The following is a 20467-nucleotide window of genomic DNA, read 5'->3' as shown; positions in this document are numbered from 1 at the left end:
TGTTGAATATGGCCCTAAATATATAATGACGCCTGTTCAGGGTTAATCAAAGATAGTAAAAAACGTAATGTTATTGCGTGTAAAAGAGCTGTTTTCCCAACGACGGTGCTGTCCTGGATACTGCACGGGCAAAATACGCTGTATTTTTATATTTTGTTAAAATAAATGGTGATTTAATAATTGTTTTATACAAAAAAGTTGTTTTGATTATTATTATTGTATAATTTAGGGCGATTTGAAACTTTTATATATTCGAATCTATGTTATTCCTTAAATTTAAGCATGAAGATAAGTCAAAAACAATCTGTCTTTCACAACGAAGTTTTAACGCGCTTTGATTTATACAAAAGCCTGTTTCTTACGTTGCCGTTTCAGCGTGTAAAACACACGGGGACCGTCCTTCCGTTTTTTTCTACGCACTGCGAGAAGGGCGTGGACGAACATTTAGCACCGGAAGATATCATTGACAGCTTCTTTGGGCAATATGAGCAATATGTGCAGGAGGAAGATCGTCTCGATTTTCTTTTTCGTATTGTGCAATATATTGAGCGTCAGGTGGTCTTGTTTGACGCGGTCGAGGATTCAGCCTTTCAGACGGTCGGAAAAGCGGACGAGTCGGGCGTGCTGCAAAGTCTGTTTCAGCGTGCTCAAGGTAAGCCGGAGCTAAAAAAGCAAATTGTTAATAAACTACGTGATTTTTCCGTCCGGCTGGTTCTTACGGCCCACCCTACACAGTTTTATCCCGGGCCGGTTCTCGCTATTATTAACGATTTAATTGATGCACTGAAAGGGAACGATGTGCCAAATATCCAACTACTTTTACAGCAGCTGGGGAAAACGCCGTTTATAAACAAGGAGAAGCCAACGCCTGTAGATGAGGCGGCCAGTTTGGCCTGGTTTCTGGAAAACGTTTTTTACAAAGTAGCATCCGAGATCCAGTCCAATATTGATAGCGAGCTGGAGGTGCCGACAGAGGACGTTAAGCAGTTGATTGAGCTCGGCTTTTGGCCCGGCGGCGACCGTGACGGCAATCCGAATGTAACCGCAGAGAGTACGAAGAAGGTGGCCAGCATGCTGCGGACGATACTATTCCGTTGTTATTACCGCGACTTTCGTCTGCTAAAGCGGCGGATTACCTTCCGCGGCACCGAAAAATACCTCGATCTGCTACAGGATCTTTTTTACGAGAACAGCTTTAATCCATCTGATAACCCGACCGACGAGACCGCGACGATTTTGGAGAATCTAAACGGCGTTAAAGACGTACTGAACGAGCGTCATGGCGGACTCTTTGTGGAGCTCGTTGAAGATCTTATCCGGAAGGTCATTACGTTCGGCTGTCACTTCACAACGCTGGATATCCGTCAAGATAGCAGTATCCTGCGCAAGACCTTTAACTATCTGGTAGAACGGCATCCTGACACGGCCATCGACTTAGAGAAGGTGGTCTCGTCTGAAAAGGACAAGGAAACGCAGATAAAGTTTTCGGAGTTGAACCTAGACTATGGCGAGGAGGCGGATAGTTTGGTCGTGGATACTTTAGAAGTTATCCGCCTGTTAAAAGATATACAGCGCTCCGGCAGCGAGCGTGCGGCGCAGCGTTTTATCATCAGTAACTGTCAGCAGGCTTCCGACATTTTGGGACTGGTGCAATTGTTCTTGTGGTCGGGATGGAAAAAAGATGCGCTGACGATCGATTTTGTCCCGTTGTTTGAAACGGTAGACGACCTTTCGCGTGCTGCTCAGGTTATGAGAAGCCTTTACACAAACGAAGTGTATGCGCAGCACGTGAAAAGAAGGGGCAACAAGCAAACGATCATGCTGGGATTTTCCGATAGTACGAAAGATGGCGGCTATCTGATGGCAAATTGGTCGATTTATAAAGCGAAAATAGAATTGACGGCCATCGCCCGCGAGTATGACGTCGACCTTGTTTTTTTTGACGGCCGCGGAGGCCCTCCCGCACGTGGCGGAGGTAAGACGCAACGGTTTTACGCTTCGATGGGTAAAGAGATCGCAAACGAGCATATTCAGCTGACAATACAGGGGCAAACGATCAGCAGCCAGTACGGATCGTTGGACACGGCACGGTACAATATCGAGCAGTTGCTGCACGCAGGGATCATATCCGAGATTGAGCAGAAGGACGGCGATACACTTACGACGAAACAAAAAGAGATCATCGATCAGATGGCGCATGAAAGTCATGCAAAGTTTATGGATTTGAGAAAGCACCCATTGTTTCTAAAATATCTGGAAACATTAAGCCCGCTGAAGCAACTGTCGGAAGTTAATATCAGCAGTCGACCCGTGAAGCGGAATTCGGGCAAAGAACTGCGTTTGGAGGATCTGCGCGCCATTAGCTTTGTAACCTCCTGGAGCCAGCTGAAACAAAACATACCCGGATTTTATGGGGTGGGAACGGCATTGCAGTGGGCCGAGGAAAACAACTTATGGTCGTATGTGAAGAATCTTTACGAACATTCCGGAATGTTTAAGACTATCATCGATAATTGTATGATGTCGATGACGAAATCGAACTTCGATATAACCTCATACATGCAATACGATGCAACGTTTGGCGACTTTTGGAAAATGTTGCGTGCGGAGTACGAGCTGACGAAGCAATACGTTCTAAAACTGAGTAATTCCTCGGTTCTGATGGAGGATTACCCTATAGAAAGAGCTTCCATTTTGGCTAGAGAGAAGATCGTACTGCCGTTGCTGATTATCCAGCATTATGCTATACGTACACTATTGAAGAAGGAGCTTCCTGAAGAGCAGGAAACGGCTTATCGAAAATTGATAGCACGTACGATTTACGGAGTTGTCAACGCAGGACGTAACCTGGCGTAGTGAATAGCAGCGTCGGAGCAACAAATCATCCGTTAACGGGGAAACACAACCACCGATGGCGGGTGATTTGTCACATTGAAGCTTTTATAATTGTATATAAAAGCAAATTTATCTAAGTTTGTGGCATAAATACTAAGGAGATGAAATTAAATACTTTAATTGTTGCAGGTATATGCGCGGGTGCTTTTTTGGTATCTTGTAGTCCTAATACTGCCAAGGAAAACCAACTAAAGTTTACCCACACCAGCTTGGTGGACGGCGATGCATTTCAATTTTTTAAATTGGTAGGCGCGAAGGTCGTATATGAAAAGGATTATGCGGCGCATGTTGAAACTATAGCCACTTCTTCTGAAGTTCGGCAATTGGCGGCTAAGGTTAAAGAAGTGTACGGAGAGCTGATTCCGGCGTTGGACAGTCTAGCCACTCAATACCAAGTAGACTTTCCGGTTAAAGATAGCGAAACATTCGTGGCTGTTCAACAAGATGCGACTAATGGGGCGCATGTTCACGAAGCTGACTCAGGAAGCATCCAAGCGGCTGCAGGCCACGGTCACGCCTTTTCGGACGCTTCTTATGTGCAACATGTTCAGCACGAGTCGGCGATCATAAAGGAACAGTTTCAGAGGTTAACCCGTAACACCAACAGAGGACTTCGTGACTTTGCTGTAGCCAACGAAGAAAAAGTGGCCGAGTTATTTAAACTTGCCGGTGGTAAAGAAGACGCGCACGCTCATCATTAATGAGAAGTCATAATATCAGAAAAGGGAACGTCAAAGCGTTCCCTTTTTTAATATTCCCCATTCAGCTTCTCACACCTTGATCAGGTCTATTTGGCACAAGACGTATCTGTTTTTATAAATCTATAGATAACTTAACACTATATTAATATTTGATTTTTTATTATTGTAAAATTTAACATCAACAACTAATTCAAAAGAGCTAATCTGTGAGATACGGAGCTATAGATATTGGATCGAATGCGGTTAGGTTACTAATCGCAGAAGTAAATCAGGAGAGTAATCCCGTCGAGTTTAAAAAGGAAGCGCTAATCCGTGTGCCTTTACGTTTGGGCGATGATGCCTTTATACATCACCACATTTCGAAACCCAAGTTTGAGAATATGGTGAAGACAATGCAGGCCTTCCGTAATTTGATGGATGTATATAGAGTTACAGACTATATGGCTTGCGCAACATCTGCGATGCGGGACGCTGATAATGGTGCCGATATTGTGGAAGCGTGTAAAAAAGTGGGCGTTGACATCGAGATTATCGATGGAGCGAAAGAAGCGAAAATTATTTATAATAGCCACCTTCAGGATAATATGGATAAAAGTAAGGTATATCTATATATTGACGTAGGAGGGGGGAGTACCGAGATCTCCTTGTTTGCCAACGCGCAACTCGTTGAATCCAGGTCGTTTAACCTTGGTACCATCCGTATTCTTGATAATCAGGACAGTCCTGAGACTTGGGAAGAGATGAAACGATGGGTCAGGGAAAATACTAAAATTTATAAAAATATCCATGGAATCGGGACTGGCGGCAATATCAATAAGTTATCCCGCATTGCTAACGAAAAGATGGACAAGCCTATGTCCTACGCGAAATTGAAGGCAATCTATCAATATCTCAACTCGTATTCGTTGAAGGATCGCATACATGTTTTGGGGCTGAAACAAGATCGTGCCGATGTGATCATCCCAGCCGCTGAGATTTTTTTGACGATCATGAAGGTTGGTCACTTAAAGAATATAGTGGCTCCGCGTGTAGGACTAGTGGATGGAATTATTCAGACTTTGATAGACAATAACTTACAGAAATAGTTGATAATTTTGCAGGAAAGTCTTTCCAAATGTCCCAAAAAGCATTACTTTTGCTAACGCAAATGCCCAGGTGGCGAAATTGGTAGACGCACCATCTTGAGGGGGTGGCGCTCGCAAGGGCGTGGCAGTTCGAATCTGCTCCTGGGCACGACAGCAAAAAAAAAGAGATCGTATTTGATCTCTTTTTTTTTTGCTGCTGTTATACTCTGGAGGTGAGCCGGAGTCTGTTACTAAGATGCCCTCTCCAAGTACAATTTTCTCATTTCTTAAATAAGATCTACTAAATCTGTAGATTTACTTTTATTTATCGGATTTGTTTTTGATATTTGTTATATCATAAGAACTCAGGTTTATAATTGGTTAGCTAAGGTTTCCATTCTCCCCGTTTGGAAACCTTTTTTAATGACTACTGACTCAACACTATGTAGGAAAGAGTACGGCGTCTGACGTGCCGTTCGCCGCCCATATAGAAGCCTCTTTTTTAAGCAGCAGCTTTTGCATTCACAAACAGTAATGCTGTGAACGGCCGGTCGGTATTGTGTACTGCACTTGCTGTCTTACAGATCACTCATTGTAAATCGCCATAATAGGTACGTCAATATTGCGTAACAGATCCTGTGTCAGGCTAAGGGAAAATAGGCGTTGATAGAAGTTTCGCTTATGATTGACTAAGCATACCATATCCACATAGTTTGTTTTGCAATAATCCGAAAGGGATGCTTTTAGATTGATTGTATCAATAGAACGGAAGATTACATCGTCTGTGACGCCGAAAGGCAATGATTTCTTAAACCTGTCCATCAGCGGAACGATAGACTCTCCATGGGCTAGATCGAAGTGTAAGATGTGGAGTTTGGCACCAAACGCTTCGCAGGTCTTCATAACTTGGGAAAGTGGGCCTTTTTCGTCTTCTTTGTAGTCGACCAAAAAGACTATATTATCTATGGCTCCGTCAAAGGAAGCCCGTTCCGGTATAGCGAGAACGGGCTTGTTGATTTCTTCGAGAATGACGGAGGTATTTGTTTCCATAAAGATGTCGAACATACCAGCTTTTGCTGCTTGAGTTCCCATAATCACCAGGTCGATTTTATCCTCTTTGCGGGCGACGTATGCCTTAAACGTGTCAATAAACGGGCCTTCCTCCACCACATACTTTACTTTCACACCGGCCAGGTTAAGCCGTTGAATTAGATTTTCGAAGGGCGGAAACCGGTCTTTTTTTGATCGGAAATTTTCTATATCTACCCTTTCGTAAATCGCCTGCATCTCTTCGCTTATATCGGCCCCGGGAGTGAAGCAATGATACACGATAAGTTTTGCCTGCGTTGTTTTGGCGTATTTTAGCGCGTAACCGAAGGCATTGAGCGATGCGGTGGAGAAGTCGGTGGGAAAAAGTATACAGTTCATTGGGATAACTTTAAATGTCAATAGTGCTGTGGACCGGCGATAGCCGACGTGTCGTGTCAGGTCATTTACGCCGCCGCCAAATACTTAACTACATAAACTAAGATTATGCTAACAACTAGACCTATCACTACCTTGACCAAGTCCATTCCGAGGTTTCTAAACATACGTCGGCGGCTCTCGTTTTTACGTAGCATAAAGTTGATGGCTATTTCCCTGCCTGCCAGGATTCCGATAAAAACCCATGTGGTGCTCATCGGGATATTGTTTAATTCTTTAAAGAAAAAGAGGATGATGCCGTAAGAAAAATCTATTATCGTGGCTGAGCGAATGTCGACGGTGTTGGTCTTCGATTTTACAATATTTTGGATGCTACCGCCTTTTGAAGCGATTATATAAGCTAGCAGCGCAAGCATTACCATTAACGAAAGTGCCAGTTGCCACGGGTTCAAAGGCCGCGGAAGATACACATAAATGTTGGCAAAGTCCTGAATAAGCCATTGCGACCATAGAAAGCCCGTAGACACCCATTGGAGAATGGTCCATATTTCGCCCGCTCTTCTGGTCGCCGGGTTTTCTATAAACTTTCTTTCCAACAATTTTGAAATGATAAGGTAAAGTGCAACAGCGGCGAGAAATGCCACGATGTAACCCCACAGCGACTTGGTAATCATGTCGCGGAGATTTTCCGGATTGAAGAATGTGAGAATTAGAAAGGAAGTGCTCACCGGGATGCCTGTCCGCGTTAGGAAAAGTAAAATAATAGGCGGCAGGATAAAATACCAGGCTAACGGCGTCGGCAAGGGGTACTTTTCCAGGCGGCCATAGGATACGTCTCCTCCATAATTAAAGTATCCGAAAAGGAGAGTAAACGTCAGGATGCTGCCGGCGAAGGCCCATAATACCCACCACTTCTTCCGTTCGTTGGAGCTTAAAAAGGTGCCCAGCGTCTGTATCGTGTCATTGCCCACGACAGAATACGAAGCTAATACAAAGCCCAGATACATAACAATAGTAGAAACATCCATTTAGCGTGCGTTTGAATATGGGAGCAAGAGACTGAAATATTGTTAACTGCTCGTTATGTATGTGTTATGTTTAGGTTATGTTACGTTGCTTTTTGGAATGCAGGGATCCGCGTAGTATTCCGATGGGGAGGGGGAGGATGATGCAGATCCCAAGGCTCCGGAAGGCAAGGCAATCCGAGGTATATTCCCGCGCGGAGTAGCGGATGAAGAGTTGCGCTAAACAGCGTACGTCGCAGGCATTTCTTAACGAAGACGCTGTTTTAGTTGGTGAAGGGGCCCGCTAAAGACGGTTTGCTTTAGCGGTTATTTCAGCGATATCAAGCACCTGAATATCCAGTTCTTTTTCTTTTGCCTTCATGCCGTCGCGTAGCATCGTCATGCAGAAAGGACAGGCGGCGGCCACCACGTTGGCTTCCGTTGAAATGATCTCTTCGGTGCGCTCAATATTGACGTCTTTCCGGCCGGGTTCTGGCTCTTTAAACATCTGTGCACCTCCGGCGCCGCAACATAAGCCGTTACTTCGGCAACGTTTAAGCTCGACGAGCTCAGCGTCAAGAACTTCAAGGGCCTTCCTTGGCGCTTCATATACTTCATTTGCCCGGCCCAGATAGCAGGGGTCGTGATAAGTGATTCGTTTTCCTTTGAACTCATGACCATCTGCTGGCCTTAATTTTCCTTCGTCTATCAACGACTGTATCAGCTGCGTGTGGTGTATAACGTCGAAATGTCCACCCAGCCCCGGATATTCGTTCTTTATCGTGTTAAAGCAATGCGGACACGCCGTAACGATCTTTTTTATGGCATATCCCTGAAGCACCTGGATATTCGTCATCGCCTGCATCTGAAAAAGAAATTCATTGCCGGCACGTTTTGCAGGATCTCCGGTGCAGCTTTCCTCTACGCCCAGTATTGCGTATTTTATGCCTACGTGGTTCAATATTTTACAGATGTCTTTGGTGATACGCTGGGCCCGCTCGTCGAAGCTACCGGCACAGCCGACCCAGAAGAGGATGTCAGGTGTTTCGCCTTTTGCCTGCATTTCTGCCACCGTTGGTATATGAAAAGTAGATGTCATAATTTAATCTTACATGTGTGTCCAATTTGCGCGATCTGCCTGTGCATATTTCCATGGAGCTCCGTTATTCTCCAGGTTGCTAAACATGGCATTTATGCTTGCAGGTGCCATGGATTCTTCCATAATCGCGTATTGTCTAAGTCCCATAATAATCTCCAGCGGATTGATGTTTACAGGGCATTGTTCTACACAGGCATTGCATGTTGTGCAGGCCCAGATTTCCTCCCGGCTGATATAATGATCTATAAGCGACTTGCTGTCGTCCTGAAAGCTTCCATTTTTATCGATGTTGCGTCCTACTTCTTCCAGCCGGTCGCGGGTGTCCATCATAATTTTACGGGGTGAAAGCAGCTTCCCTGTTATATTTGCCGGACATGCGGCCGTACATCGTCCACATTCCGTGCATGTGTAGGCATCTAACAGGTTTTTCCATGTTAAATCATGGACGTCCTTAACTCCGAAGCGTGAGATCTCACCGGCGGGCGGAGCGACGGAGGGATCCAGCATGGCCCTTACCTCTCCGGTTACAGATGCCATGTTCTCGAACTTTCCTTTGGGAGCCAGTTTACTGAAGTAGGTGTTCGGGAACGCGAGGATGATATGTAAGTGTTTGGAGAGTGGAAGATAGTTCAGGAAGGCCAGTACGCCGATAATGTGAAACCACCAACAGAACCGCTCGATTGTTACAAGGGAGCTGGGCGTATCCGGTAGGAGGCCTTGTAGATATTGGCTTATCGGAAACGCCCCAGCTTGGTGGTAGTTCGTGAACCCTAATTGCTGGAGTTTGAAGTCGGCCGCATTCATAAAAAGAAATGCGGTCATCAACAAAATTTCGGTGACCAGAATAATGTTGGCATCCGTTTTAGGCCAGGCCGTTAGCTCGCGGCCGCGGAAACGGTATATACGTGAAACATTTCTTCGTGTCAGAAATATAAAGCAGCTGGTTAATACCGCGAACGCGAGCAGTTCAAACGAATAAATCAGCATATTGTAAATGTTTCCGGCGGAAGAGAAAACACGGTGCGTTCCAAATAGTCCGTCGATAATAATTTCCAACATTTCGATATTGATGATGCAAAAACCCAGATAGACGAAAAGATGCAACACCGCAGGCAGTATATTTTTGAACATCTTCTTCTGTCCGAACGCTACCAGCAACATCGTCTTTATGCGTTTCTGCGGGTTGTCGCTGCAGTCTATGGATTTGCCTAGGGTTATATTTCTATAGATTCGCCGTGCGTTAACCGTAAACAGTACGATTGCGGCAAAAAATAAGCAGAAGAAAAGGAGTTGACTTATCATAAGTTTGCATCAGGTTCTCACAAAGATAAATATACAAATTAATACTATGCTGGCATAATACATCCCTGAAAAGATTAAAATAGAAGCCGTGAACTTGTCAATTCCCCATGGCCGCACGGGGGAACAATTATGTTCATCCCCACTGGTGAAAAGAAAGTTGGACTTACCGTAGAACAGCGTTAAACGAAGACAGTTTTTTCGGAAGGAGTCATACGCGTCAAAAAGTTGCTCATTGACGGGCGGAGCGTTACAGCTTGCTTTCTTTTTTTACTTTCCGCTTGTTAACTATCGGTCCAGAAGCTTGCTTGGCGCTGTGCTGCCCTTCCAAGTATTTGATGACTTCGGTGGCTATGTCCTTGCCCGTAGCGGTTTCGATACCTTCGAGGCCCGGTGAGGAGTTCACTTCCAAGATCAATGGGCCCCGTGAAGAAGGCAGCATGTCTACCCCCGCGACGGTTAGACCCATAGCTTTTGCTGCTGAGATGGCCGTTTCCTTTTCTGCCCGCGATAATTTGACGACTTCCGCGGTCCCGCCACGGTGTAAATTCGAGCGAAATTCGCCTTCTTTAGCCGTACGCTTCATTGCGCCTACGACCTTTCCGTCTACAACAAAAGCGCGGATGTCTGTTCCTTTCGCTTCTTTGATATACTCCTGGATCAGAATATTATTTCCGAGGCCATAAAACGCTTCGATCACGGAAGAAGCCGCCTTTTTCGTCTCAGCGAGTACGACGCCTATGCCTTGTGTGCCTTCAAGCAACTTGATGACCAGCGGGGCTCCTCCCACCATGCTGATAAGATCGTCCACATCGGAGACAGAGCGGGCGAACCCTGTTATAGGCAAGCCTAGTCCAGCTCCTGACAGGATTTGCATACAGCGGAGTTTGTCCCGCGATCGTGTGATAGCCTGGCTAGGATTCGCCGATACAACGTTCATTACTTCGAACTGGCGAACAATGGCAGAACCGTAAAACGTCAATGATGATCCGATGCGTGGAATGATGGCGTCGATATGGGATATGTCCTGTCCTTTGTAATGGATAGTTGGTTTCCCTTGTTGGATGCCTACATAACATTTGCTATGATCTATAACCTGGCATCGGTGACCACGGGATTCTGCGGCCTCAACCAAGCGTTTTGTAGAATAGAGATTTCTATTCGTCGATAATACGGCGATATTCACGGAAAGATTTGTTTATATTATGAACAGATGAATCTATAATAAGTTTTTAGAATGTGTTTTTGGCCAAATGCTTTTTGGAGACGTCTACCAAAAATTTACCGCTTATGAAGTTTCTTCCTATTAGCATGGGATATGACATCGATGAACGGTCTCTCACAGAAAGTTTAATATCAAACAAAGTGTCGAATAGCTTTATTTTTGTCAGGAAAATATAACGCGTTTCCGCTTGTCCGAAAGAGCTCTTTACGACGCGTTCCCTATGTATCGGAAAAGTAAGCTGAATGACATCTGCATCCTTTTTCTCTGGATGGCCGGCTATATAGCAAGTAATAAAGCGGTGCCCGTTCTTTTCAAAGACTTCGAAATCTTCGCAATGTAAAACGGATGTCTCCGCACCTGTATCGATCTTCGCGTAAATATTGTAAAGTCCCAGTTCTGGAAGGTCGACCATTTCGATACTGCCAATGATACGCTTTTCCTTCAGTATGACCATCTTTGAGCTTTATTGGTACATGAATTCACCGTGAGGTGAGCGGATGGTGACTTTTTTCTCTACGGAATCTTCTACCCGCCCGACAATCTGAGCCGCGATTCCGAAGGATTCCGAAATAGCAATGATGTCGGCTGCTATGTCTTCCTGTACGTAGAGCTCCATCCGATGCCCCATGTTAAAGACTTTATACATTTCCTTCCAGTCTGTCTGTGACTGCTGCTGGATAAGCTCGAAAAGAGGTGGGGTGGGAAATAAGTTATCTTTAATGATATGTAACTTGTCGATAAAATGGAGCACTTTTGTCTGAGCGCCTCCGGAGCAGTGCACCATTCCGTCAATCTGTTGGCGGTAACGGTCTAGGACGGCCTTAATTACGGGGGCATATGTGCGTGTTGGTGAAAGGACCAGTTTGCCGGCCGTTATTTCTTTCCCATCGTCTAACCGTACCTGATCCGTCAGTTTACATTCTCCGGAAAATACCAGCTCATACGGTACTGCCGGGTCGTAACTTTCCGGGTATTTTTCTGCAACATATTTATGAAATACGTCGTGCCGCGCAGACGTCAGTCCGTTAGATCCCATTCCCCCGTTGTAGGCTGTTTCATAAGTCGCCTGACCATATGATGCTAAACCAACGATCACGTTCCCAGCTTTGATAGTGTCGTTGGAGATAACATCGCTTCGTTTCATACGGCAGGTTACGGTGCTATCGACAATAATGGTACGGACAAGATCACCAACATCTGCCGTTTCTCCACCTGTCGAGTAGATGCCAATCCCAAGGTCTCTCAGTTCTTGTAAAATTTCCTCGGTACCATTGATTATTTCGGCAATAACCTCCCCGGGGATCAGGTTTTTATTCCGGCCAATGGTCGAAGACAGCAAGATGTTGTCTAGCGCGCCTACACACAGCAGATCGTCAATATTCATGATGATAGCGTCCTGCGCTATGCCACGCCATACAGAAATGTCTCCTGTTTCTTTCCAGTAGACATACGCCAGCGAAGATTTCGTCCCCGCCCCGTCAGCATGCATAATATTACACCAATCCGGGTCGCCCCCGAGGATATCCGGAACGATTTTGCAGAAGGCTTTGGGAAACAAGCCTTTGTCAATGTTTTTGATAGCATTGTGGACATCCTCTTTCCCCGCGGAAACGCCCCTTTGATTGTATTTTAAATCTGACATCTTGTTGCAAAAATAGCAAACACATTGGTATTCCTATAACCGAAAATTAAAAAGTCTTATCGCAATACCTCTAGGACGGGCTGCCATTTCTCCAGCAGTCTTTCCTGGTTGAAGCTCGCGTTCGCCGGACTGGTGCTTGGTAGGGTTATATATTGCAGCCCTGGATCGCGCGTGAAATATCTGTCATAAAGTTTCTGTGCTTTCAGTCCATTAAAAAAGACGGCTTTGATGCTGGGGTTATCGGCTAACAATTCCGGAATCTTATTTGGAACCTCCTGCATAATGTCGGTGTCCATACTTCCCTTGCGAAAGGCCATTTCGCACACGTCCCATAGCGCGACGCCTTCCCGGTGTAATAGGGCTACCCGTTCACTGTATATTGTGGGCAGAGCTGTATTGAACAAAACGGATATTGTCTTCCAGAAGCGGTTTTGCGGATGTGCATAATATTGATTCTCCGTCAACGACCGGTCGCCCGGAAGAGAACCTAAAATTAAAACCCTGCTGTTGTCTGGGACGATGGGTGCAAATGATTTCTTGAGCATACCCCTAAAATAATAAAAACTTATCTTCTCTGCTGCTTTACGTGGCAGATAACTAAAAGGTTCCATCTCCATGATTTGCACCTCGCCAAATTCGAGTATATTTACGGCATATTTAACCGGATAATGAAATGCGTCGGATAGTACTGCTTATTATTGTGCTCTTTATTTCGAATGAAATGGTGTACGGACAAAAAATAGCTTTTGAGCAAGATCCAGAACGAAATGTGACTTCTACTTACGAGGAGCTTATTGACTTCTATAAGAAGATCGCACGCCGGGACGGAAGGGCCAAATTAATGGAGGTGGGACAGACGGATGTTGGCAAGCCGTTACACCTGCTTGTGCTTTCGGCTGACCGCGATTTCGACCCGAAAGATATTAAGGCCAAGGGTAAAGCTGTTATGTTGATCAACAACGGTATACATCCCGGCGAGCCGGAGGGCATCGACGCTTCCATGATGTTTGTCCGCGACCTTTTGTTAGGCAATAAACTTCCTGCTGATGTGGTCATCTGTGTAGTACCCGTTTATAATGTGTCGGGAATGTTGGATCGGGGAACCTCCAGGGCCAACCAAAACGGACCTGTTTCGTACGGATTTCGGGGCAGTAGGCAACATTACGATCTCAACCGCGACTTCATTAAAAGCGATACCCGTAACGCCAAACTTTTCCAGCACGTTTTCCATACCTGGGATCCTGACATTTTTTTCGATACCCATACGAGTAATGGAGCCGATTATCAATACGTCATGACGTTAATCGCTACCCATCCCGACAAGTTATCGTCGCCATTATCGGATTTTATGCAGGAAAAGTTCACAGCACCTCTGTACAAGCGGATGGAGAAGTCCGGTATTCCGATGATTCCCTATGTTAACACCAAAGAGGAAACGCCGGAATCGGGACTGGTGGCTTTTTTAGAAACGCCCCGTTATTCCACAGGCTATGCGGCGCTGCACCATACAATTGGGTATATGCCCGAGACCCATATGTGGAAGCCGTATGAACAGCGTGTAAAAGCGATGTATGTATTGCTGAACCATTTATTGGCGATTACCGCAGAGGAACATAAGGCACTTGTGCAGATAAGAACGCTCACCAGGGAAGCAGCACAAAAGCAGGAAATCTTTCCCCTGTCCTGGAAGCTGGATACAGATAGTGTTGATACACTATCCTTTTTGGGGTATCGCGCTGGCCGGAAGGCGAGTAATATCAGCGGTGCGCAGCGGCTGTTTTATGACCGTCAGCAACCGACAGCTATCCAGATCCCTTACTACCATCATTATAAGCCTGACGTACGCGTGAAAAAGCCCGTTGCCTATGTTATACCGCAGGCATATGACGATGTTATTGCGTTGCTCAGGTTGAACGGCGTACAGATGCGTGCTCTTGAAAGAGATACCGTTCTGGAGGTGGAAACGTATTATATAGAGGCCTATCAAACTTCCAGGCAACCGTACGAGGGGCATTATCTGCATGACAATGTGCGGACGAGAAGCGTCGTTGGAGGGATGGCTTTTTATGCCGGCGACTGGATTGTAGAAACAGACCAACAGGCCGTGCGCTATATTATCGAGACGCTTGAACCCGCTGCTACCGACTCCTTCTTTAACTGGAATTTTTTCGATGCCATATTATCCCAAAAGGAATATTTCGCGCCGTATATCTTCGAAGAAGAGGCCGAGCGGCTTTTGAAGGAGCATCCGGGGTGGAGAGACGAGTTGGAGCACGAAAAACAGCGGGATGAACAATTGCGTCAGAATGGGCGGCTTCAGTTGGACTGGATTTATAAAAAGTCGGCTTACTACGAAAAGAGTCACCTGCGTTATCCGGTCGCCCGCCTCCTGAAATCCCCTTGACACCCCGTCATTCACTAATGGTTTCACGCGATTAGGCGACTGCGGGTAGCCGTACCGACGTCAGCGGCGATGGTACGGCTGCTTATAACAAGCTTTTAACTAAAACAGCACGTCTTTAAGATCAGGTGACTTATCAAACACGCTTTTTGCGTAAGGGCAAAGAGGCATAATTTTGACGTTTCTTGAGCGGGCAAAGTCGACGGCAGCGAGAACGAGTTTCTTGCCCAAGCCTTTCCCTTCGAAACCTTCTTTAACCTCCGTATGATCTATGATAAACTTGGTATCGCCTGCCCATGTGTAGGTCATTTCACCTGCCAGACGCTCTTCGTCGAAAATCTCAAATTTGCCTTTCCGGCCATCTTCTTGTTTAATTTCTGTCATATTTTCTACTCTTTTCTAGATAAAGATAAGTAAATGCGCTTAAAAAAAAAGAAGGAACTCATTCTTTTATTAGTGTTAAAGAAAGTTTTATAGTCTTAAATAGAAATGTGGGGAACTCAAAAAAAAATGATAAATTTAAAGGTGAAATGACACGGCAAACAGACGGGTTTTTTTATTAATCAAATATTAATTAAGTTATGAACTTCGACAGACTCACCTTCAAAGATTTCGAAAACATCCCAGGTATGGACCTTGCTGAACGCTCCAAGATATTCAAACAATATCTTACATATATGGGGTTTGATGATTACCAAAGCTACCGCGTCGTGGGGAAAAGCGGTTGTAATTCGGAAATGAAACTGGATAGCTTGTTTGGAGAGCGCTTTATCAGCTACGTGTCTAACGATTATCTAGGTTTTACACAACATCCGGAAATTAAAGCCAGCGCGATCCGTGGGATCGAAGAATATGGTACCGGTGCTGGCGCGTCGCCGTTAATAGGAGGCTTTTTTGACTACCACCGCCTGCTGGAGAAAAAAATTGCGGCGTTCTTCGATAGAGAGGACGACTGCTCGGTCATTTACACGACGGGCTATACGGCTAATAGTGCGTCCTTACAATGTCTACTGCAAAAGGAAGATTTGGCGATTGTTGACATGGCCGTGCACGCGAGTGTACACGAAGGGTGTCTTCTAACGAATAAGAAAACCTTTATGCACAACGATATGGAAAGTCTGGAACGTATACTGAAAAACACAGAGGGGCTATACCGAACACGCATGATCATAGTCGATGGGGTGTATTCACAGGACGGAGATATCGCACCTCTGGATCAGATCGTGGCCTTGTCGAAGAAGTACAATGTTTACCTCATGGTCGATGATGCCCACGGTATCGGCGTTTTGGGGAAGACAGGGCGCGGGGCATTAGAAGATCTTGGTCTGTTGTCGGAGGTCGACTTTCTAACAGGTACGTTTAGTAAGACGTTTGGAGCCATTGGCGGTTATGTCATCTGTAGTCCTGAAAACGCATCTTTTTTGAAATTCCAGTCCCGGCAGCAAATATTCTCGGCAACGGCAGGAGCGACGACGTTGGGCATTGTCAAAGCTATCGAACTTATCGATGAGGAACCTCATTGGAAAGAGCGGCTTAACACAAATATGGCTTATTTCAAAATGAACCTAATCGACATCGGGGTTGATATTGGAAATACCGAATCGGCTATTATCCCGTTAAAATTCGGCGACCCGATCGTTACCGTTGAGGTGAACAAGGAGATTTTTAAGCAGGGAATTTATGCTAACGCTATTCTGTACCCCGCCGTTTCAAAAAAAGATGCCCGTATAAGGATGAGTTTGTCCGCGCTTCATACCAAAGAGCAGCTTGACACGACGCTGGATGTAATAGAGTCGGTCGTAAAAAGGGTGGGCCCTGGTGTGCGGAGATAAAAAATGTCGCGTAGCGCTGCTGACATGAGGTTGTCACGATTGCTTTTAGCTTTGACCTAAAAGAAAGGCGAACTATGAAGAACGAAGAAATGCAACATGATCAAAAAGACGACGTTGCCTATCCCATGCCTGGGGAGCAGCAATCCGGGGGAGCTCTGCCGGAAAATGTATGTGCTGAAATCGGCCACGCCTCTATGGAGGGTGGGGAAATAGACAGTGTCAGTGCGGCTATATGGCTGTTGGGAACACCTTGCTACGCAATCTTTTGAGCGATCAGCAATAGGGGAATGGATAAGCACAAAAGAGACTCTATATGAGTCTCCTTAGCTCGTTGGCTCTGTCCCTCCGGTTAGGCCTTGTCGCGGAGCGCCTTCACTTCGTTGTGGGCAAGTAGCTGTACTTCAGCCTGACTTTCTATTACCGCTAGGATTCTTTCGTCTATCTCATCTATATCCTCGAGGACATCCTGGTACACTTTCTTAAATACGTCTTCCCCTTTTTCACAGGAAGCCAATATACTTTTCCGGTCGTGTCCTTGAATGTTTATTTTGACATCCATCCACAGACGGTAGAGCTTTCCGGTTAGCCGAGTGCTCTCGGTTGGCTCTTCCCCTTCTTTTATTACCAATGGGGTCAGCTCGTTTTTGAACTGTTGCGACTGTTGTCTAAAGCGTTCGAAGAGCGCTATGATGTCCGCATCGCTCGTAGCGTCGACCAGCTCGATGGCCTTTGTGTACCCTTCAATGCGGTCATTGTTGATTTCAATAAGGTCATTTAACAATGTGGCGTTTTTTTCAGCTGTATTTTCCATAATGCGTTCCTTTTTTTTTAAGGACAACTCTTTTATCCAATCCGTTGAGATTTTGAGTAAAAAAAGGTGTTTAACATACCCAAGTAGGTATTTATCCGGGTTCCGCCGCCTGGTTTTTTACAATGCAGGCATGAGTTTATTGTTAAAAGCTATATCTTTGAGCCAGATGCAAAAGACAACAAAAAAGCTACCTACCGCAGGTCTGCTGACGATCCGGGACAATAAGTTATTGCTGGCTTTCAGTAATAATAAAAAAGCGTGGTATCTGCCCGGCGGAAAAATAGACGCTGGTGAAACATCAGAAGAAGCGTTGATAAGAGAGGTCAAGGAAGAGCTGGGTGTAGATCTTAACCGGGAAGACCTCCGCCTTTTTGCTCACATATCGGCGCCGGCGTACGGCGAGATCGGATTGATAATGGAGCAAGATTGTTTTTTATATCCTTTGCTGAATGATGTCGTTCCGGGGGCGGAGATTGGTGGGGTCAGGTATTTTTCCCGGTCGGAATACAGCCGGGAGCCGGTTCAGGTAGAAGGTGTAATTAAGGCGTTCGATATATTAGCGGATGCGGGTCTTTTTCCGGGGTAAATAGATTAGCTTTAGTCCGTTCTCACGTGTTGCGGCGTGTGAGTTGGCTACAAAGGATAAGGGGTTTTGAATGAAAAAAAAAGCGCATAATTGCGACCATTCCTGTTTCATGTGCAGGCACACGCTGGAAGACTGGCGCGGCCAAATAGCGCTAAATAGAACAACTATCAAGCTGAGGAAAGGTCAGCAATTTATCGCCGAGGGCGAAGCTGTAAAGGGTGTTTTCTTTGTTCAAAGCGGGATAGTTAAGGTTCACCGACGATGGGGTGAAAAGGAAATGATTGTCCGGTTTGCAAAGAAGGGCGATATCGTGGGGCATAGAGGGGTTACCTCGCATCATGACGTATATCCGATAGCTGCTACCGCGCTGGAGCCAACGGAGCTTTGTTTTGTTGATCTAAATTTTTTCTTCCTGTCTTTGCGCGTTAATCCGACTTTGAGTTATCAGCTGATGCTGTTTTATGCGGATGAGCTCCAACTTTCGGAACAGAGGATGTGTAATAACGTCCGGCTGTCGGTCAAGGGCCGCATAGCCTGGAGCCTGTTACTTTTATACCGGTTGTTTGGAGATGCTGCGGCCGACGGTTATATCGGGTTAACGTTGAGTAAAACGGATCTTGCAGCATATATCGGTACTACTTATGAGACCGTATACAGGGCAATGGGAGAGCTTGTTGCTCAGGGCCTTGTTGTTTTGAAAGGAAAAAAAATCTTTTTGCGCAACATACAGGCTCTGAAGATAGTAGCCGAAGAAAGTTAAGCGGAGAGCAGGGGTGCCCACTGCCCCTGCTTTGGTTTTCTCCTGTTGTATCCCTCTAATTGAACTTCGCTGTTAAAATTTATAGCCGATTCCGGCGCCCGGTTGCCACCTCCCATCTTCAACTGTTGTTTTTGGAGTATAGAAGCAAGGAAGCTGCAGGACAAGGTGCCTGTGTATGAAAGTCACGCCGAATCCTAATGTTGGAGTTATAAAACTGTTCCTGGGCTTATCGTCACCGGTATTATCTCTTTTAATTTTTAATGTGGGCAGAAGGCCCAGGAAAACAGCATTTTTCGAAAAGCTGTATTTAACAGCCGGGCCGACACAGTTTATATAGGCGCCCCGGTCGGCGTAGCCAACAATGGCTGCCCCTTCGAAAAGGGCTGGGGTTATCCGTTGTTCTTGTGCGGATGTTAAACTGGCCCACAGGACGGCGATTAAGGCCAGGCCTATCATTTTGGCGTGCTGGTTCATCTATTTTCCGTCTTAAGGTTGGGGGATGGATGTCTGCTCTTTCGTGCTGTACGTATAATAGATAGCCATGCCGGTGAATAGGAGACCGCCGACGATGTTTCCTGCTGTGACAATTAGCTGGTTGTAAAGCCACCAATCCGATACGCTGATATTTGCGCCAAACATCATTCCGGCTGGTATGACGAACATATTTACCACTGCATGCTCGTATCCCAGCGCGAAGAAAATAAATATGGGAATGCCGGCAGCCAATATCTTTCCGGGAGTCGATTTGGATGTCATTGACATGACGACGCCCATGCATACCATCCAGTTGCATAGCACGGCTTTGACAAAAGCGGTGAAGAGCCCTGAGCTGCCATGTCGACCGTAGCCAAGGGTCTTTTTCTCCGCGACAGCGATGAGCGACTGCTCAATCGCGCCAAGCTGGCTCAGCTGTCCTGTCTCTGTGCTGGCAGCCCAAAAAAGAGCAGCGAATAAGGTGCTTCCGATAAGGTTTCCGACGAAAACCCAAAAGAGGTTGTTTACCATGGGCCTCCAGCCAATTTTTCCTTCGAACCAAGCCAGCGGGACGAGCGAAAAGCTCCCGGTTACCAATTCAAGTCCTAGTATGACGATAATTACAAATCCAACCGGAAAGACGAATGCGCCGACTAGGCTGAGTCCGGTCTGCGACGTGGCCATTAATGCCAATGTGACGGATATGGCTAACAGTGCGCCTGATAGTGCGCCACGGATTAAAAGATCTTTGATAGAGAGACTAGATTTGTGTATGGCGGTGCTCATCATGGCGCCGGCAACTTCTTTGGGGCTAATGTAATCCATACTGCTGTAGCTTTGTTGTTAAAAATCGAGGCTGACGCCACTATTATTCGTTTATACCGATGTAAACAAGGCCGTTTTCAATCTTGACCGGATAAGTTTTTATGGCGCACTCATCGCCGGAGAGGCATTCTCCGGTGTCCAGTGCGAAAGTTTTCTTATGGAAGGGACAGGCTACCTTTGGTGTCTCGCCAAGGGAGCCGAGCATTCCGCGGCTTAAAACCATCTGCCGTTTGTGGGGGCATTCGTTCTGTGTGGCGTACCATTCGTTTCTTCTGCTGAAATGAAACAGGGCAATCTGTTCGTTGTTGAGTTTTAGGCATACGCCTCCATTTTCTATGGTGTCTTCTACGCGACAGGCTTCCAGCCATTGTGTGTTGATAAGTGTTTGCATAGCGTATTTATTTTGAGTTGCGGTTTTTCCGTC

At 45.9% G+C, this 20467-nt stretch carries 21 protein-coding genes and 1 tRNA gene; 9 read left to right on the top strand and 13 right to left on the bottom strand.

The genetic code is table 11. From position 1 onward, the window contains the following. The first annotated feature begins 282 nt into the window (after positions 1–282). The 4 genes from BC792_RS04000 to BC792_RS03985 all read left to right on the top strand — a co-directional run bounded on the left by BC792_RS04000 (position 283) and on the right by BC792_RS03985 (position 4829). Positions 283–2856, top strand: a complete 2574-nt coding sequence (locus tag BC792_RS04000) for a phosphoenolpyruvate carboxylase (protein ID WP_148907691.1) — start codon at positions 283–285, stop codon at positions 2854–2856. Positions 2857–2996: 140 nt separating this feature from the next. Continuing rightward, the gene (locus BC792_RS03995; protein WP_148907690.1) at positions 2997–3596 is read left to right on the top strand and encodes a hypothetical protein; all 600 of its coding nucleotides are present in this window, start codon (positions 2997–2999) and stop codon (positions 3594–3596) included. A gap of 206 nt (positions 3597–3802) precedes the next feature. Then, the gene (locus tag BC792_RS03990; RefSeq protein WP_148907689.1) at positions 3803–4681 is read left to right on the top strand and encodes a Ppx/GppA phosphatase family protein; all 879 of its coding nucleotides are present in this window, start codon (positions 3803–3805) and stop codon (positions 4679–4681) included. 64 nt (positions 4682–4745) lie between these two features. After that, positions 4746–4829, top strand: a tRNA-Leu gene (locus BC792_RS03985). Positions 4830–5245: 416 nt separating this feature from the next. Here the strand turns inward: BC792_RS03985 and BC792_RS03980 are convergent. From BC792_RS03980 to BC792_RS03945, 8 genes are all read right to left on the bottom strand, one after another. Beyond that, the gene (locus tag BC792_RS03980) at positions 5246–6088 is read right to left on the bottom strand and encodes a universal stress protein (protein WP_148907688.1); all 843 of its coding nucleotides are present in this window, start codon (positions 6086–6088) and stop codon (positions 5246–5248) included. Between the two features lie 65 nt (positions 6089–6153). Then, positions 6154–7113, bottom strand: a complete 960-nt coding sequence (locus BC792_RS03975; RefSeq protein ID WP_148907687.1) for a hypothetical protein — start codon at positions 7111–7113, stop codon at positions 6154–6156. Between the two features lie 280 nt (positions 7114–7393). Beyond that, on the bottom strand, positions 7394–8188 hold the full coding sequence (locus BC792_RS03970) for a (Fe-S)-binding protein (protein ID WP_148907686.1): 795 nt from the start codon (positions 8186–8188) through the stop codon (positions 7394–7396). 9 nt (positions 8189–8197) lie between these two features. Continuing rightward, on the bottom strand, positions 8198–9490 hold the full coding sequence (locus BC792_RS03965; protein ID WP_148907685.1) for a 4Fe-4S dicluster domain-containing protein: 1293 nt from the start codon (positions 9488–9490) through the stop codon (positions 8198–8200). A gap of 247 nt (positions 9491–9737) precedes the next feature. Beyond that, on the bottom strand, positions 9738–10673 hold the full coding sequence (rimK, locus tag BC792_RS03960) for a 30S ribosomal protein S6--L-glutamate ligase (RefSeq protein ID WP_148907684.1): 936 nt from the start codon (positions 10671–10673) through the stop codon (positions 9738–9740). Positions 10674–10719: 46 nt separating this feature from the next. Beyond that, a complete protein-coding gene (locus BC792_RS03955; protein ID WP_246154838.1) occupies positions 10720–11166 on the bottom strand; it encodes an ATP-dependent zinc protease family protein in 447 nt (148 codons plus the stop codon). A gap of 9 nt (positions 11167–11175) precedes the next feature. After that, on the bottom strand, positions 11176–12354 hold the full coding sequence (locus BC792_RS03950) for an AIR synthase related protein (RefSeq protein WP_148907683.1): 1179 nt from the start codon (positions 12352–12354) through the stop codon (positions 11176–11178). Positions 12355–12410: 56 nt separating this feature from the next. After that, complete coding sequence (locus tag BC792_RS03945) at positions 12411–12899, bottom strand: DNA-deoxyinosine glycosylase (RefSeq protein WP_148907682.1); 489 nt, start codon at positions 12897–12899, stop codon at positions 12411–12413. A 128-nt stretch (positions 12900–13027) separates the two neighbouring features. On the opposite strand from BC792_RS03945, the gene BC792_RS03940 reads away from it, so the two are divergent. Next, entirely contained in the window at positions 13028–14758 is a 1731-nt protein-coding gene (locus tag BC792_RS03940; protein WP_148907681.1) for a M14 family zinc carboxypeptidase, read from the top strand. A gap of 99 nt (positions 14759–14857) precedes the next feature. Here BC792_RS03940 and BC792_RS03935 read toward each other — a convergent pair whose 3' ends face one another. Continuing rightward, the gene (locus tag BC792_RS03935; RefSeq protein WP_148907680.1) at positions 14858–15139 is read right to left on the bottom strand and encodes a GNAT family N-acetyltransferase; all 282 of its coding nucleotides are present in this window, start codon (positions 15137–15139) and stop codon (positions 14858–14860) included. Positions 15140–15336: 197 nt separating this feature from the next. Between BC792_RS03935 and BC792_RS03930 the strand changes: the two genes are divergently transcribed. Together BC792_RS03930 and BC792_RS03925 are read left to right on the top strand one after the other, a co-directional pair. Then, on the top strand, positions 15337–16587 hold the full coding sequence (locus BC792_RS03930) for an aminotransferase class I/II-fold pyridoxal phosphate-dependent enzyme (protein ID WP_148907679.1): 1251 nt from the start codon (positions 15337–15339) through the stop codon (positions 16585–16587). 74 nt (positions 16588–16661) lie between these two features. After that, complete coding sequence (locus BC792_RS03925; protein WP_148907678.1) at positions 16662–16856, top strand: hypothetical protein; 195 nt, start codon at positions 16662–16664, stop codon at positions 16854–16856. A gap of 80 nt (positions 16857–16936) precedes the next feature. On the opposite strand, the gene BC792_RS03920 is transcribed toward BC792_RS03925, so the two are convergent. Next, the gene (locus BC792_RS03920; RefSeq protein WP_148907677.1) at positions 16937–17398 is read right to left on the bottom strand and encodes a ferritin-like domain-containing protein; all 462 of its coding nucleotides are present in this window, start codon (positions 17396–17398) and stop codon (positions 16937–16939) included. A gap of 166 nt (positions 17399–17564) precedes the next feature. Between BC792_RS03920 and BC792_RS03915 the strand changes: the two genes are divergently transcribed. Then, positions 17565–17984 carry an NUDIX hydrolase gene (locus BC792_RS03915; RefSeq protein WP_148907676.1) on the top strand — a complete coding sequence of 140 codons (420 nt, stop codon included), beginning with the start codon at positions 17565–17567 and terminating at the stop codon, positions 17982–17984. Positions 17985–18054: 70 nt separating this feature from the next. Continuing rightward, positions 18055–18744, top strand: coding sequence for a Crp/Fnr family transcriptional regulator (locus BC792_RS03910; RefSeq protein ID WP_148907675.1), 690 nt, complete (start codon positions 18055–18057; stop codon positions 18742–18744). Between the two features lie 72 nt (positions 18745–18816). On the opposite strand, the gene BC792_RS03905 is transcribed toward BC792_RS03910, so the two are convergent. Genes BC792_RS03905 through nirD form a run of 3 tightly spaced genes read right to left on the bottom strand, consistent with a single transcriptional unit; the run spans position 18817 to position 20434 of the window. Further along, positions 18817–19218, bottom strand: coding sequence for a hypothetical protein (locus tag BC792_RS03905; protein ID WP_148907674.1), 402 nt, complete (start codon positions 19216–19218; stop codon positions 18817–18819). Positions 19219–19230: 12 nt separating this feature from the next. After that, positions 19231–20043, bottom strand: coding sequence for a formate/nitrite transporter family protein (locus tag BC792_RS03900; RefSeq protein ID WP_148907673.1), 813 nt, complete (start codon positions 20041–20043; stop codon positions 19231–19233). 43 nt (positions 20044–20086) lie between these two features. After that, positions 20087–20434, bottom strand: coding sequence for a nitrite reductase small subunit NirD (gene nirD / locus BC792_RS03895; RefSeq protein WP_148907672.1), 348 nt, complete (start codon positions 20432–20434; stop codon positions 20087–20089). Positions 20435–20467: the final 33 nt, after the last annotated feature.

Source organism: Sphingobacterium allocomposti (genome assembly GCF_008124885.1).
Taxonomy (GTDB): Bacteria; Bacteroidota; Bacteroidia; order Sphingobacteriales; family Sphingobacteriaceae; genus Sphingobacterium; species Sphingobacterium allocomposti.
This window is presented reverse-complemented; position numbering and strand designations above follow the sequence as displayed.